The organism is Flavobacterium sp. LS1R10, from assembly GCF_003968825.1.
In the GTDB taxonomy this organism is placed as follows: domain Bacteria; phylum Bacteroidota; class Bacteroidia; order Flavobacteriales; family Flavobacteriaceae; genus Flavobacterium.
The window spans coordinates 1,109,155-1,123,387 of the sequence record NZ_RYDH01000001.1; the positions used below are offsets into that span (position 1 = coordinate 1,109,155).

The following is a 14,233-nucleotide window of genomic DNA, read 5'->3' on the forward strand; positions in this document are numbered from 1 at the left end:
TAGGATGATAATTGTTTGCGGATATCTAGATTTTTTTTACTGCTATGTTTGTCTGTAGTGTAAATGTTCTGTTAAAAAAAGTATGGGCTGGACATTGTGCCTTACTGGATGCAAAGAAATAGAGACGAAAACTGTTTGCCATGTCAAAAAATGTTTTCTAATTCTTTTATTTAAGTTTTGAAGTAAATTAGAAATTAATTTTAATATGCTATTCGCAATGTTTTTTGATTTTTAAATTTTGACTATTTTTAATAGAACAAAAGTCGTGTAATCGGTTTCTAATGTTTTAAAAAGTGACATTATAGCTGATGTGTACAATTGTATTGTTGATTTCTATTGGTTGATTTGTGGTGCTCCCGCTGGCAAGTGCTAATTTGAATAATCCATTTTTTGTTAGTAATCCCAATCCCATTCCAATACCTATTAAGTTTTCTTTTTTGTCTTGTTGGTCTATTGGGGATTTATCTTTGTAAATACTGTAATCTAAAATTGAATGAACGTAAAGATTTGGAGATACAATATAGCGATATTCCGTGAGTAGTGAAGTCATGAGGTAGGCTTGCAGGCTATTTTCAGCAAAACCTCTGACGCTGTTGAATCCACCAAAACGGTGTAATTCGTTGGTGACATAAGTATTGCTTTGTAAATAATAATTAAGGCTATTGATATGGATGGAATTTTTTTTATTTAGGTTAAAGTTGTGTACGGCTTGAATGTTTATAAAAAACTGGTTGCTTTTTGTTGTGTTTTCGGATAGGGTATTAAGTGCTCTGCTTCCTATTCCTGATTGTAGTGTAAGACTTGATTTTGTAGGAAAAACAGAATTGGCTGCATCCAATTTGATATAATTAAAACTTGACGTTAGGAACGAATTATTGAAATCGCTAATTGGATTATTGTTTAAATTTTGGATAGCGCTGGATTCTGTTTTTTGGTATCCTAAATAAAACCGGGTGTTGTAATTAATGAAGTAGCTCAGGTCTATTGCGGTTTTAGTGTTTTGAAAGGTTGTGTCTTGTCGGAATAGCTGAATCTGTGCTTTTAGGCCTATTGGAGTTTTTAGTAAATAGGGCAATTCTACACTTGCTTTAAATGTTTTTTGGTCATTGCCATCGCTTTTCCAATATACTGAAAGTTGTTCGCCGGTACCTAAAATATTTTGGAGTTGTACATCTAAATATCCATTCAATGTGATTTTTTGATTTTCATTGTTAGTAAATCCAATGAAACCGTCAAATGTGTTTGATTTTCTTTTTTGAAGATATACGTATACTTTTGTGGTATCTTTTGTAAATAAAATTTCCGGATATTTTATTTGACTGATGAATCCGAAATTTTCAAAATCAGTGTAAATCTGATCGAGTACTTTTTGGTTAAAAATGCTTGTTTTGTATTTTCTGTTTAGTTGAGCAAAATGTCCGGATGGGAATTTTGTAGTTGAATTTGTGTCTTCATAATTTATGGTTATCGCATTTAAGATTCTTTTTTTGTCAGTTTCTATTTTTAAATTGGCATACAAAACGGCATTTATTCTTTTGATGTTTGTCAGCTTTAGTTTAGCTAATGCAAACCCATTTTGTTCTAATTCTTGTATTTTTTTACGCAAGTAAAAATCTATTTCTGGGTAAGGTAGTATAATAGTATCTTCTTCTTCTTTTAAAAGTATAGGAAGGTTTGGTTTTTTGTTGCTACCTATATATATATGTATCGCTTTTATTTTTTCTCCTAAATGTATTTTAGCAAGATAACTGGAGTCATTTATTTGGATTGGTGGTCCGGCAATGTTGTCAATGTATCCAATTCTTGAAAGATCTTCGGACAGCCTGTTTAATTCAATCTCAATTGATTTTGTGTTTGTGTGTTTTGGGTTATATTTTAAAGAGTCGATTGTCTTTGTTTCCAATATTGATTTTCCTGTAATGAGTACCTGAAAGCTTTGAGCAGAGCAGTGTAAGCCCAAATTAAAAAGGAGAATATAAATAAGGAAGTGCTTCAAGTGAATTTTGTTTTATTAAATAGAATGTAAATATCTGCTTTTTGCGATTAAAATCGAATGATAAAATAATCTTATTGAAAATTAGTGGATTAACGTTTGTAGAATAAAAAATATTTTCTACATTTGCAACCCCGTAAAAAGCGGGAATTTAATATAATAAGAAATTTTTAGTATTAATTATGCCAACAATTCAACAATTAGTAAGAACAGGAAGAACTCAGATAACTAAGAAGAGTAAATCGGTTGCTTTAGATTCTTGTCCTCAAAGAAGAGGGGTTTGTACGCGTGTTTACACTACAACACCAAAAAAACCAAACTCTGCAATGCGTAAAGTAGCGCGTGTACGTTTGACAAATGGTAATGAAGTAAATGCCTACATCCCTGGTGAAGGACACAATCTACAAGAGCACTCGATAGTATTAGTTAGGGGTGGAAGGGTAAAAGATTTACCAGGAGTTAGATATCACATCGTTCGTGGTGCCCTTGATACGTCAGGAGTAGCAGGAAGAACGCAAAGAAGATCTAAGTACGGAGCAAAACGCCCAAAAGAAGCAAAAAAGTAATTTAAAAAGTTATTCTTGTAAAGCCGCGATTCGTCGCGACTATATTAGTATGACGTTTTATTAAAAAAAAGACATGAGAAAAAGAGCGGCAAAGAAGAGACCACTTTTACCAGATCCTAGGTTTAATGACCAACTGGTAACACGTTTTGTGAACAACTTAATGTGGGATGGAAAAAAATCGACAGCGTTTAAAGTATTTTATGATGCAATTGACATCATTGAGTCTAAAAAACAAGATGCGGAGAAACCATCATTAGAAATTTGGAAAGATGCCTTAACCAATGTTATGCCTCACGTAGAAGTACGTAGTCGTAGAGTAGGTGGAGCTACATTCCAAATTCCGATGCAAATTCGTCCAGACAGAAAAATTTCTATGGCGATGAAATGGTTAATTCTTTATTCTAGAAGAAGAAACGAAAAATCGATGGCTCAGAGGTTGGCTTCAGAATGTTTAGCTGCGGCTAAAGAAGAAGGAGCTGCTGTTAAGAAAAGAATGGATACTCACAAAATGGCAGAAGCTAATAAAGCATTCTCTCACTTTAGATTTTAATTCTTAAGAAATGGCTAGAGATCTAAAATATACAAGAAACATAGGAATTGCTGCTCACATTGATGCTGGTAAAACAACAACAACAGAGCGTATATTATTCTACACTGGAAAATCACACAAAATTGGCGAAGTACACGATGGTGCTGCAACAATGGACTGGATGGCACAAGAGCAAGAAAGAGGTATTACAATTACTTCTGCAGCTACAACTTGTGAATGGAATTTTCCAACTGAACAAGGTAAAGTTTTATCTGAAACAGCTCCTTATCACTTCAATATTATCGATACACCGGGACACGTTGACTTTACAGTTGAAGTAAACCGTTCTTTGCGTGTTCTTGATGGTTTGGTTTTCTTATTTAGTGCTGTTGATGGTGTTGAGCCACAATCAGAAACGAACTGGAGATTAGCAGATCAATACAGGGTGCCACGTATTGGATTCGTTAATAAAATGGATAGACAAGGATCTAACTTTTTGATGGTTTGTCAACAAGTAAGAGATATGTTGAAATCAAACGCAGTTGCAATCACTTTGCCTATTGGTGAAGAAAATGATTTCAGAGGTGTTGTGGATTTAGTTAAAAATCAAGCTATAGTATGGCATGAAGAAGGTTTAGGAGCAACGTATGATATTGTGCCTATTCCAGAGGATATGCTTGAAGAAGTGAAGGAGTACAGATCGATTCTTATTGAGGCAGTAGCTGATTATGATGAGACTTTACTTGAAAAATTCATGGAAGATGAAAACTCTATTACAGAGGAAGAAATCAATATTGCTTTGAGAGCTGCTGTAATGGATATGGCTATCATTCCTATGATTGCTGGTTCTTCTTTTAAAAATAAAGGAGTTCAATTCATGTTAGATGCAGTATGTAAATATTTGCCATCTCCAATGGATAAAGATGGTATTGAAGGAATTCATCCTGATGATGCTGAATTGTTAGAAGAAGATCAAACTAAAATATTGCGTAAGCCCGATGTTAAAGAGCCATTTGCTGCTTTAGCTTTCAAAATTGCTACTGACCCATTCGTAGGTCGTTTAGCTTTCTTCCGTGCTTACTCAGGACGTTTAGATGCGGGTTCTTACGTTTTGAACACACGTTCAGGAAATAAAGAAAGAATTTCTCGTATTTACCAAATGCATGCAAACAAACAAAACCCAATCGATTATATCGAAGCGGGTGATATTGGAGCGGCAGTTGGATTTAAAGATATCAAAACTGGAGATACGTTGTGTGATGAAAAACACCCAATTATTCTTGAGTCTATGAAATTTCCAGCACCGGTTATTGGTATTGCAATTGAACCTAAAACTAAGGCTGACGTAGATAAAATGGGTATGGCTTTGGCTAAATTAGCTGAAGAGGATCCTACATTTACGGTTAGAACAGATGAAGCTTCTGGGCAAACTATTATCTCAGGTATGGGTGAGCTTCACTTGGACATCTTAGTTGATAGAATGAGACGTGAATTCAAAGTTGAAGTAAACCAAGGTGAGCCTCAAGTTGAATACAAAGAAGCATTTACAAAGTCTGCTCAACACAGAGAAACGTACAAGAAACAATCTGGTGGTCGTGGTAAATTCGGTGATATCGTATTTAGATTAGAGCCAGCTGATGAAGTTGATGGTAAAGCTCCTGTTGGATTGCAGTTCGTTAATGCTGTCAAAGGTGGTAACGTTCCTAAAGAATATATACCATCTGTAGAAAAAGGTTTTAGAGAAGCTATGAAAACTGGTCCTTTAGCAGGATATCAAGTAGATAGTTTGAAAGTAACTTTATTGGATGGGTCTTTCCACCCTGTGGATTCTGATGCACTTTCTTTTGAGCTTGCAGCAAGAATGGGGTATAGAGAGGTAGCTAAAGCAGCTGGTGCTGTTATATTAGAGCCAATCATGAAAATGGAAGTGATTACACCTGAAGAAAACATGGGAGATATCGTAGGTGATATCAACCGTCGTAGAGGTCAGGTAAATGATATGGGCGATAGAGCGGGTGCTAAAACCATTAAAGCCGATGTGCCATTATCAGAAATGTTTGGTTATGTTACTACTTTAAGAACTTTATCTTCAGGTCGTGCAACATCAACAATGGAATTTTCACATTACGCTGAAACTCCTTCGAATATTTCGGAAGCAGTTATCAAAAAAGCAAAAGGAAACGCTTAATCTTTAAGAAAATGAGTCAAAAAATCAGAATAAAACTAAAATCTTACGATCACATGTTAGTAGACAAGTCTGCTGAAAAGATTGTAAAAACAGTTAAAAGTACAGGAGCAGTTGTTACAGGTCCAATCCCATTACCAACTCACAAAAAACTTTTCACAGTATTACGTTCTCCACACGTTAACAAAAAAGCAAGAGAGCAATTTGAAGTAATGTCATACAAGAGATTGATTGATATTTATTCCTCTTCATCAAAAACTATTGATGCCTTGATGAAACTGGAATTGCCTAGCGGTGTTGAAGTAGAGATCAAAGTTTAAGTAGCTTACTAGTAAGAAAAGGACGCTGTTTTTAATCGAAAATTATTTTTTTGGTTTGTGTGTAAATAAGTTATACATTTGCACCCACTTAAAAAATAGGATTTGGTTAAAAGCTGCGTTCTATATTTATATTTAATAATTAATAATTAATAATTATGTCTGGGTTAATTGGTAGAAAAATCGGCATGACTAGCATTTTCGACGAAAACGGGAAGAATATTCCTTGTACAGTAATCGAAGCTGGACCATGTGTTGTTACCCAAGTCAGAACCAAAGGTGTTGACGGGTATGAAGCGTTGCAACTTGGTTTCGATGACAAAAACGAGAAACATTCCACAAAAGCGGCTTTAGGTCACTTTGCAAAAGCGGGAACTGTAGCTAAGAAAAAAGTCGTTGAATTCCAAGATTTCGCAACAGAACAAAAATTAGGGGATCTTATTGATGTTTCTATTTTTGCTGAAGGAGAATTTGTAGATGTGCAAGGTGTATCTAAAGGTAAAGGTTTTCAAGGGGTTGTTAAACGTCACGGTTTTGGTGGTGTTGGTCAAGCAACTCACGGTCAACACAACCGTTTAAGAGCGCCGGGTTCTGTAGGAGCGTCTTCTTATCCATCCAGAGTATTCAAAGGAATGCGTATGGCTGGACGTATGGGAGGAGACAATGTAAAAGTTCAAAACCTTAGAGTTTTAAAAGTAGTGGCTGAAAAGAACCTACTTGTTATTAAAGGATGTATTCCTGGATGTAACAACTCTTATGTAATCATTCAGAAGTAATGGAAGCAAAAGTATTAGATTTCAACGGAAAAGATACTGGAAGAAAAGTGCAACTTTCTGATTCAGTATTTGGTATAGAACCAAACAATCACGCAGTATACCTTGATGTTAAGCAATATCTTGCTAATCAAAGACAGGGAACGCACAAAGCTAAAGAAAGAGCTGAAGTAGCGGGAAGTACGCGTAAGATTAAAAAACAAAAAGGAACTGGTACTGCTCGTGCGGGTAGTGCAAAGAATCCATTGTTTAAAGGTGGTGGAACAGTTTTTGGACCAAGACCAAGAAGTTATTCATTTAAATTGAATAAAAGCTTGAAACGTTTGGCTAGAAAATCTGCTTTCTCTATTAAAGCTAAAGAATCGAATATTATCGTTCTTGAAGACTTTAATTTTGAAACACCAAACACTAAAAATTTCATCAACGTTTTGAAGGCTTTAGAGTTAGAAAATAAAAAATCCCTGTTTGTGTTGGGTGATGTAAATAAAAATGTATATTTGTCGTCACGCAATTTAAAAGGCTCCAGCGTAGTAAGTAGCTTAGAATTAAGTACTTACGCTATATTAAACGCTAATAATTTAGTGCTTTTAGAGAGTTCTTTGGAGATAATTGAAGAAAATTTAAGTAAATAATAGGATATGAGCATCATAATTAAGCCTATAGTAACGGAAAAAGTAACCAAAGAAAGTGAAGTTTTAAACCGCTTCGGATTCGTTGTTGACAAAAAAGCAAACAAAGTGCAAATTAAGAAAGCTGTCGAGGCTGCTTATGGAGTAACTGTTTTAAGTGTCAATACGATGAATGTTAGGCCAGATAGAACTACTAAATACACTAAAAGTGGTTTAATAAGTGGAAAGACGAATGCAACTAAAAAAGCAATTGTTCAAGTACAAAAAGGAGAAACAATTGATTTTTACAACAATATCTAAGATAGAAAAATGTCAGTAAGAAAATTAAAACCTATTACCCCAGGTCAGCGATTTAGAGTTGTGAATGGTTATGACGCCATTACAACTGATAAGCCGGAACGCTCTTTGATAGCGCCGATAAAAAACTCTGGTGGTAGAAATAGTCAAGGAAAGATGACCATGCGTTATACGGGTGGTGGTCACAAGCAGAGATATCGTATCATTGATTTTAAACGTACTAAAGAAGGAATTCCTGCTACGGTAAAATCAATTGAGTATGATCCGAATCGTACTGCATTTATCGCTTTGTTAGCGTATGCTGATGGAGAGAAAACGTATGTTATTGCTCAAAACGGATTGAAAGTTGGTCAGAAATTAGTTTCTGGTCCAGAATCTCAACCCGAAATTGGGAATACATTACCGTTGAGCAGAATTCCTTTAGGAACTGTTATTTCTTGTATCGAATTGAGACCAGGTCAAGGAGCTGTAATAGCTCGTTCTGCTGGAACATTTGCTCAATTAATGGCAAGAGATGGAAAATACGCAACAATCAAAATGCCTTCTGGTGAAACAAGATTGATCTTGTTGACTTGTTCGGCTACAATTGGAGCGGTTTCTAATTCAGACCATCAATTAGTTGTATCAGGAAAAGCTGGTAGAACAAGATGGTTAGGTAGAAGACCTAGAACAAGACCTGTAGCGATGAACCCTGTCGATCACCCAATGGGTGGTGGTGAAGGGCGTTCTTCTGGTGGACATCCACGTTCAAGAAATGGAATACCAGCAAAAGGTTATAGAACTCGTTCTAAGAAAAACCCGAGTAACAAGTATATCGTAGAACGTAGAAAGAAATAATAAGATATGGCACGTTCATTAAAAAAAGGACCTTTCGTTCATTATAAGTTAGACAAGAAAGTTCAAGAAAACATTGCAGGTGGAAACAAAGGAGTTGTTAAGACATGGTCTAGAGCTTCTATGATTACTCCAGACTTTGTTGGGCAAACTATCGCAGTTCATAACGGTCGTCAATTTGTACCAGTTTACGTAACAGAAAACATGGTAGGTCACAAATTAGGAGAATTTTCACCAACTAGATCTTTTAGAGGTCATGCTGGAGCAAAAAATAAAGGTAAAAAATAAGAAGCAATGGGAGTTCGTAAAAGAGAAACAGCAGATGCGAGAAAAGAGGCTAATAAGTCTATTGCTTTCGCAAAATTGAATAACTGCCCCACTTCACCTAGAAAAATGCGCTTAGTAGCGGACTTGGTAAGAGGTCAGAAGGTAGAAAGAGCATTGAACATCTTAAGATTTAGTTCTAAAGAAGCTTCAAGAAAATTAGAAAAATTGGTTTTGTCTGTAATTGCCAACTGGCAAGCAAAAAACCCTGACGCTAATATGGAAGAAGCAGGTTTATTTGTAAAAACGATTACAGTAGATGGTGGAATGATGTTGAAAAGACTTCGTCCAGCTCCACAAGGTCGTGCACACAGAATAAGAAAACGTTCTAATCACGTTACAATCGTGCTTGGATCTATTAATAACACACAAGCAATTTAATAAAGATGGGACAAAAGACAAATCCAATTGGAAATAGACTTGGTATCATCAGAGGATGGGACTCAAACTGGTATGGTGGAAATGATTACGGTGATAAACTTGCCGAAGATTATAAAATCAGAAAGTACATCCATGCTCGTTTATCAAAAGCTAGTGTATCAAAAGTAATCATCGAGAGAACTTTGAAACTTGTAACCGTTACTATCACTACAGCCAGACCGGGTATTATTATCGGGAAAGGTGGACAAGAGGTAGACAAGTTGAAAGAAGAACTTAAGAAAGTTACTGACAAAGAGGTTCAAATCAACATCTTTGAAATCAAAAGACCTGAGCTTGACGCGTATCTAGTTGCTACCAGCATCTGTCGTCAAATCGAAAGCAGAATTTCTTACAGACGTGCAATCAAAATGGCAATTGCCGCCTCTATGCGTATGAACGCAGAAGGTATCAAAGTTTTGATTTCTGGTCGTTTGAATGGTGCTGAGATGGCTCGTTCAGAAGGTTTCAAAGAAGGTAGAATTCCTCTATCAACTTTCAGAGCTGATATTGATTATGCTTTGGCAGAAGCTCATACTACTTATGGTAGAATGGGGATCAAAGTGTGGATCATGAAAGGTGAAGTTTATGGAAAGAGAGATCTTTCTCCACTTGCTGGAATGGACAAAAAACAATCTGGTGCTGGTGGTAAAGGTGGCGATTCTCCTAGAGGAGACAGAAAGCCTTTTAATAAAGGTGGTAAACCAGACGCTCGTAAACGAAAGTAAATTTTTAAATTAAAGAAAAATGTTACAGCCTAAAAGAACAAAATACCGTAAGGTACAAAAAGGTAAAATGAAAGGGAATTCTCAAAGAGGACATGAACTTTCTAATGGAATGTTTGGTATTAAATCTGTACATGAAGATGGAATGTTCTTAACTTCTCGTCAAATAGAAGCTGCACGTATCGCTGCAACTCGTTTTATGAAAAGAGAAGGGCAGTTATGGATCAAAATATTTCCAGACAAACCAATTACTAAGAAGCCTCTTGAGGTACGTATGGGTAAAGGTAAAGGAGCAGTTGAGTATTGGGCTGCCGTTGTTAAACCCGGAAGGATTATGTTTGAAGTTGGAGGAGTTCCTTTGTCAGTTGCTAAAGAGGCGTTACGTCTTGCAGCTCAAAAGCTTCCAGTAAAAACTAAATTCGTCGTTGCTAGAGATTTCGAAGCATAATCTATATTATATTATGAAACAATCAGAAATAAAAGATCTTTCTGCAGCAGAGTTGCAAGAAAAGCTTAGCCAAACTAAGAAAACATACGCTGATCTAAAAATGGCTCACGCTATTTCACCAATTGAGAACCCACTTCAAATTAGAAGTGTAAGAAGAACAGTTGCAAGATTAGCTACTGAACTTACTAAAAGACAATAACTGTAGTCTGCTGAAAGATGGAAGAAAAAAGAAATTTAAGAAAAGAAAGAGTTGGTGTTGTAACTTCGGACAAAATGGATAAATCTATTGTTGTTGCAGAAGTGCGTAAAGTAAAACACCCATTATACGGTAAGTTCGTGTTGAAAACTAAAAAGTATCACGCACACGACGAAATGAACGACTGTAACATTGGAGATACGGTAAGGATTAGCGAAACGCGTCCTTTAAGTAAAACCAAATGTTGGAGGTTAGTTGAAATCTTAGAAAGAGCTAAATAATTATGGTACAACAAGAATCAAGACTAAAAGTAGCAGATAATACTGGAGCAAAGGAAGTTTTAACTATCCGTGTTTTAGGAGGTACCAAAAGAAGGTATGCCTCTGTTGGTGACAAGATTGTAGTTTCTATCAAAGATACTGCTCCCAACGGAAGCGTTAAAAAAGGAGCTGTTTCAACTGCAGTTGTTGTACGTACCAAAAAAGAAGTAAGAAGAGCCGATGGTTCATACATTAGGTTTGATGACAACGCATGTGTGTTATTGAATGCTGCTGGTGAAATGAGAGGAACTCGTGTTTTTGGTCCGGTAGCAAGAGAACTTCGTGAAAAACAATTCATGAAAATTGTATCATTAGCACCAGAAGTGCTTTAATTCGTTTTAAGATGATAAAGCTAAAAATAAAATCAGGTGATATAGTAAGAGTAATTGCTGGAGACCATAAAGGTGCTGAAGGTAAAGTATTACGTGTTTACCGTGAGAAAAACAAAGCGATTGTTGAAGGTGTTAACATGGTATCGAAACATACGAAACCAAGTGCAAAAAGCCCTCAAGGTGGTATCGTAAAGAAGGAAGCTTCTATACAAATATCTAATATTTCTTTAATTGATCCTAAAACTAAGGAAACAACAAGAGTTGGTATTAGAGTAGAAGGAGATAAGAAAGTAAGATTTTCAAAAAAATCTAATCAAGTACTATAGTAATGGAGTATATACCTAGACTAAAAGAAGAATATAAGAGCAGAGTAATTGCTGCTCTTAAAGAGGAATTCGGATACGTAAACGTAATGCAAGTTCCAAAATTGGAAAAAATCGTTTTAAGTAAAGGAGTTGGTGCAGCTGTATCTGATAAAAAACTAATCGACTACGCGGTTGATGAGTTGACAAAGATTACTGGACAGAAAGCAATATCTACTATTTCAAAGAAAGACGTTGCGTCATTCAAATTGAGAAAAGGGATGCCTATTGGAGCAAAAGTTACTTTGCGTGGAGAAAGAATGTATGAGTTTTTAGATAGACTTATTACTTCAGCTTTACCACGTGTAAGGGATTTCAGTGGTATTAAAGCTACTGGTTTTGATGGAAGAGGAAATTATAACCTTGGAGTTTTGGAGCAAATCATTTTCCCGGAAATTGATATTGATAAAGTTAACAAAATTTCAGGTATGGATATTTCTTTTGTAACTACTGCAAAAACAGACAAGGAAGCAAAATCATTATTGGCTGAACTAGGTTTACCTTTTAAAAAGAATTAAGACATGGCTAAAGAATCAATGAAAGCCCGCGAGGTTAAGAGAGAAAAAACAGTTGCTAAGTATGCTGAGAAAAGAAAAGCTTTGTTAGAAGCTGGAGATTTCGTAGGTTTGCAAAAGTTGCCAAAAAATGCTTCACCAGTTCGTTTGCACAATCGTTGTAAATTAACAGGTAGACCAAGAGGGTATATGCGTCAATTCGGTCTTTCACGTGTTACATTTCGTGAAATGGCAAATAACGGATTGATACCAGGTGTTAAAAAAGCATCTTGGTAAAATTCAATTATGAATTTCAAATTATGAATTACCTTTTAAAAAGTAATTCGTAATTTGAAATTTGTGATTATAGAAATTTATAAATTGGTTTCAGGTTCGACAAATACTTTGTCGAAAACCGTTGCCGCAAATCAATACACATGTATACAGATCCTATTGCAGATTATTTGACGAGAGTTAGAAACGCTGTGGCTGCAAACCACAAAGTCGTTGAGATTCCTGCATCTAATCTAAAAAAAGAAATAACTAAGATCTTATTTGATCAAGGTTATATCTTGAGTTACAAATTTGAAGACAACGCTGTTCAGGGTTCAATCAAAATTGCTTTGAAGTATGATAAAGATACTAAAGAGTCCGTAATTAAAGATATCCAAAGAATTAGTAAACCAGGTTTACGTAAATATTCAAGTTCTTCTACCATTCCTAGAATCCTTAATGGATTAGGCATCGCTATTGTATCTACTTCTAAAGGGTTGATGACAGGAAAAAAAGCGAAGCAATTGAATGTAGGTGGTGAAGTAATTTGTTACGTATACTAATTTAAAGACTATAATAAGATGTCAAGAATAGGTAAAAGTCCGGTTGTAATCCCTGCTGGTGTAACTGTTGAAGTTGCAAATGGTATTATTACAGTAAAAGGAAAAAATGGTCAACTAACTCAGGAGTTTTCGGACGTTACTGTTACAGTTGAAGGGGATCTAGTTCAAGTAGAAAGATCTTCTGATCACAAAGACCAAAGAGCAAAACACGGTTTGTATAGATCTTTGATCAATAACATGATTATCGGTGTAACAGATGGTTTTACTAAGTCATTAGAATTGGTAGGAGTTGGTTACAGAGCTTCAAATCAAGGACAAAAATTAGATTTAGCACTTGGTTATTCTCACAATATTGTTTTAGAAATTGCTCCAGAAGTGACTTTAGAAACAATATCTGAAAAAGGTAAAAACCCTATCGTGAAATTAACATCATTTGACAAACAACTTTTAGGGCAAGTAGCTGCGAAAATCAGAGGTTTCCGTAAGCCTGAGCCGTATAAAGGAAAAGGTGTTAAGTTTGTAGGGGAAGTATTAAGAAGAAAAGCAGGTAAATCAGCTTAAAAAATAAGATTATGTCATTAACAAAACCTGAAAGAAGACAACGAATTAGATTCAGAATTAGAAAAACAATTAGTGGTACTGCTACTAATCCAAGACTATCTGTATTTAGAAGTAACAAAGAAATTTACGCGCAACTTATTGATGACGTAAACGGAGTTACTATATTGGCGGCTTCTTCAAGAGAAAAAGAAATAGGTAACGGTACGAACATTGAAGTTGCTACAGCAGTTGGAAAACTAGTTGCTGAAAAAGCTTTAAAAGCTGGGATAGACGTAGTAACTTTCGATAGAGGAGGTTATTTATATCACGGACGTATTAAATCATTAGCGGAAGGCGCAAGAGCGGCTGGACTTAAATTCTAATATAGTATGTCTAATAGTAAATACAAGAATGTAGAGTTAGTAAAACCAAGTGGTCTTGAATTAAAAGATCGTTTGGTAAGTGTAAATCGTGTTACTAAGGTTACAAAGGGTGGTAGAGCTTTTGGTTTTTCTGCTATTGTAGTTGTAGGTGATGAAAACGGAGTGGTTGGACACGGATTAGGAAAATCTAAAGATGTTTCTGAAGCAATTGCGAAAGCAGTAGAAGATGCTAAGAAAAATTTAGTAAAAATTCCTTTGAATGGTCAGTCAGTTCCTCACGAACAAAAAGGTAAATTTGGTGGTGCACGTGTATTCTTAATTCCTGCCTCTCATGGTACAGGAGTTATTGCTGGTGGAGCTGTTCGTTCAGTTCTTGAATCAGTAGGAATTCATGATGTATTATCTAAATCTCAAGGATCTTCAAATCCTCACAACGTGGTAAAAGCAACTTTTGATGCTTTATTACAAATGAGAAGTGCTTATACTGTTGCAAAACAAAGAGGCGTTTCTTTAGAAAAAGTTTTTAAAGGTTAATTCAAGGAAATTATGGCTAAATTATTAGTAAAACAAGTTAGAAGCAAAATCAACTGTCCTCTTACTCAAAAGAGAGGTTTGGAAGCTTTAGGTCTACGTAAAATGGGACAAGTTGTAGAGCATGATTCAAACCCTACAATCCTTGGGATGATAAATAAAGTTAAACACTTAGTTTCTGTTGAAGAAGCTAAATAACAAA

The 14,233-nt window shown here is 35.5% G+C and carries 24 protein-coding genes; 23 read left to right on the forward strand and 1 reads right to left on the reverse strand.

Annotated features, from left to right (window positions below; translation table 11 throughout):
- Positions 1 to 286: 286 nt before the first annotated feature.
- On the reverse strand, positions 287 to 1,903 hold the full coding sequence (locus EKL96_RS04845) for an outer membrane protein assembly factor (RefSeq protein ID WP_233579262.1): 1,617 nt from the start codon (positions 1,901 to 1,903) through the stop codon (positions 287 to 289).
- A gap of 272 nt (positions 1,904 to 2,175) precedes the next feature.
- Here EKL96_RS04845 and rpsL point away from each other — a divergent pair, with 272 nt between their 5' ends.
- From rpsL to rpmD, 23 genes are all read left to right on the forward strand, one after another.
- Complete coding sequence (gene rpsL, locus EKL96_RS04850; RefSeq protein WP_007136570.1) at positions 2,176 to 2,559, forward strand: 30S ribosomal protein S12; 384 nt, start codon at positions 2,176 to 2,178, stop codon at positions 2,557 to 2,559.
- A gap of 73 nt (positions 2,560 to 2,632) precedes the next feature.
- Entirely contained in the window at positions 2,633 to 3,109 is a 477-nt protein-coding gene (gene rpsG, locus EKL96_RS04855) for a 30S ribosomal protein S7 (protein WP_035668130.1), read from the forward strand.
- Between the two features lie 10 nt (positions 3,110 to 3,119).
- Positions 3,120 to 5,276 (forward strand): elongation factor G, encoded by a 2,157-nt coding sequence (gene fusA / locus EKL96_RS04860; RefSeq protein WP_126451835.1) that lies wholly within the window; start codon positions 3,120 to 3,122, stop codon positions 5,274 to 5,276.
- A gap of 11 nt (positions 5,277 to 5,287) precedes the next feature.
- Positions 5,288 to 5,593 carry a 30S ribosomal protein S10 gene (gene rpsJ / locus EKL96_RS04865; RefSeq protein ID WP_011963470.1) on the forward strand — a complete coding sequence of 102 codons (306 nt, stop codon included), beginning with the start codon at positions 5,288 to 5,290 and terminating at the stop codon, positions 5,591 to 5,593.
- A gap of 155 nt (positions 5,594 to 5,748) precedes the next feature.
- Positions 5,749 to 6,366 (forward strand): 50S ribosomal protein L3, encoded by a 618-nt coding sequence (gene rplC / locus EKL96_RS04870; RefSeq protein WP_126451836.1) that lies wholly within the window; start codon positions 5,749 to 5,751, stop codon positions 6,364 to 6,366.
- Positions 6,366 to 6,995 (forward strand): 50S ribosomal protein L4, encoded by a 630-nt coding sequence (gene rplD / locus EKL96_RS04875; protein ID WP_091173690.1) that lies wholly within the window; start codon positions 6,366 to 6,368, stop codon positions 6,993 to 6,995. Before rplC ends, rplD begins: the two co-directional genes overlap by 1 nt.
- Positions 6,996 to 7,001: 6 nt before the next feature.
- Entirely contained in the window at positions 7,002 to 7,292 is a 291-nt protein-coding gene (gene rplW, locus EKL96_RS04880; RefSeq protein WP_126451837.1) for a 50S ribosomal protein L23, read from the forward strand.
- Between the two features lie 9 nt (positions 7,293 to 7,301).
- Positions 7,302 to 8,126, forward strand: a complete 825-nt coding sequence (gene rplB, locus EKL96_RS04885; protein ID WP_059114053.1) for a 50S ribosomal protein L2 — start codon at positions 7,302 to 7,304, stop codon at positions 8,124 to 8,126.
- 6 nt (positions 8,127 to 8,132) lie between these two features.
- Positions 8,133 to 8,411 carry a 30S ribosomal protein S19 gene (gene rpsS, locus EKL96_RS04890; RefSeq protein ID WP_007136562.1) on the forward strand — a complete coding sequence of 93 codons (279 nt, stop codon included), beginning with the start codon at positions 8,133 to 8,135 and terminating at the stop codon, positions 8,409 to 8,411.
- Positions 8,412 to 8,417: 6 nt separating this feature from the next.
- Positions 8,418 to 8,828, forward strand: a complete 411-nt coding sequence (rplV, locus tag EKL96_RS04895) for a 50S ribosomal protein L22 (protein WP_007136561.1) — start codon at positions 8,418 to 8,420, stop codon at positions 8,826 to 8,828.
- A 5-nt stretch (positions 8,829 to 8,833) separates the two neighbouring features.
- Entirely contained in the window at positions 8,834 to 9,592 is a 759-nt protein-coding gene (gene rpsC / locus EKL96_RS04900; protein WP_126451838.1) for a 30S ribosomal protein S3, read from the forward strand.
- Positions 9,593 to 9,611: 19 nt separating this feature from the next.
- A complete protein-coding gene (gene rplP / locus EKL96_RS04905; RefSeq protein WP_007803637.1) occupies positions 9,612 to 10,037 on the forward strand; it encodes a 50S ribosomal protein L16 in 426 nt (141 codons plus the stop codon).
- 13 nt (positions 10,038 to 10,050) lie between these two features.
- On the forward strand, positions 10,051 to 10,236 hold the full coding sequence (gene rpmC / locus EKL96_RS04910; RefSeq protein WP_091203666.1) for a 50S ribosomal protein L29: 186 nt from the start codon (positions 10,051 to 10,053) through the stop codon (positions 10,234 to 10,236).
- A gap of 17 nt (positions 10,237 to 10,253) precedes the next feature.
- Positions 10,254 to 10,514, forward strand: a complete 261-nt coding sequence (gene rpsQ / locus EKL96_RS04915; protein WP_066081027.1) for a 30S ribosomal protein S17 — start codon at positions 10,254 to 10,256, stop codon at positions 10,512 to 10,514.
- 2 nt (positions 10,515 to 10,516) lie between these two features.
- A complete protein-coding gene (rplN, locus tag EKL96_RS04920) occupies positions 10,517 to 10,885 on the forward strand; it encodes a 50S ribosomal protein L14 (RefSeq protein WP_026717863.1) in 369 nt (122 codons plus the stop codon).
- Positions 10,886 to 10,896: 11 nt separating this feature from the next.
- Entirely contained in the window at positions 10,897 to 11,211 is a 315-nt protein-coding gene (gene rplX, locus EKL96_RS04925) for a 50S ribosomal protein L24 (RefSeq protein ID WP_035668111.1), read from the forward strand.
- Between the two features lie 2 nt (positions 11,212 to 11,213).
- Positions 11,214 to 11,765, forward strand: coding sequence for a 50S ribosomal protein L5 (rplE, locus tag EKL96_RS04930; protein ID WP_126451840.1), 552 nt, complete (start codon positions 11,214 to 11,216; stop codon positions 11,763 to 11,765).
- Positions 11,766 to 11,768: 3 nt separating this feature from the next.
- A complete protein-coding gene (gene rpsN, locus EKL96_RS04935) occupies positions 11,769 to 12,038 on the forward strand; it encodes a 30S ribosomal protein S14 (protein WP_007136553.1) in 270 nt (89 codons plus the stop codon).
- A gap of 140 nt (positions 12,039 to 12,178) precedes the next feature.
- Positions 12,179 to 12,577: a 30S ribosomal protein S8 gene (gene rpsH / locus EKL96_RS04940; protein ID WP_066081018.1), complete on the forward strand. Its 399-nt coding sequence runs from the start codon at positions 12,179 to 12,181 to the stop codon at positions 12,575 to 12,577.
- An 18-nt stretch (positions 12,578 to 12,595) separates the two neighbouring features.
- On the forward strand, positions 12,596 to 13,138 hold the full coding sequence (gene rplF / locus EKL96_RS04945) for a 50S ribosomal protein L6 (protein ID WP_126451841.1): 543 nt from the start codon (positions 12,596 to 12,598) through the stop codon (positions 13,136 to 13,138).
- An 11-nt stretch (positions 13,139 to 13,149) separates the two neighbouring features.
- Positions 13,150 to 13,500: a 50S ribosomal protein L18 gene (rplR, locus tag EKL96_RS04950; RefSeq protein ID WP_113636694.1), complete on the forward strand. Its 351-nt coding sequence runs from the start codon at positions 13,150 to 13,152 to the stop codon at positions 13,498 to 13,500.
- A 6-nt stretch (positions 13,501 to 13,506) separates the two neighbouring features.
- The gene (rpsE, locus tag EKL96_RS04955; protein WP_035668102.1) at positions 13,507 to 14,034 is read left to right on the forward strand and encodes a 30S ribosomal protein S5; all 528 of its coding nucleotides are present in this window, start codon (positions 13,507 to 13,509) and stop codon (positions 14,032 to 14,034) included.
- A 12-nt stretch (positions 14,035 to 14,046) separates the two neighbouring features.
- Positions 14,047 to 14,229, forward strand: a complete 183-nt coding sequence (gene rpmD, locus EKL96_RS04960) for a 50S ribosomal protein L30 (protein WP_027310825.1) — start codon at positions 14,047 to 14,049, stop codon at positions 14,227 to 14,229.
- The last annotated feature ends 4 nt before the right edge of the window (positions 14,230 to 14,233 follow it).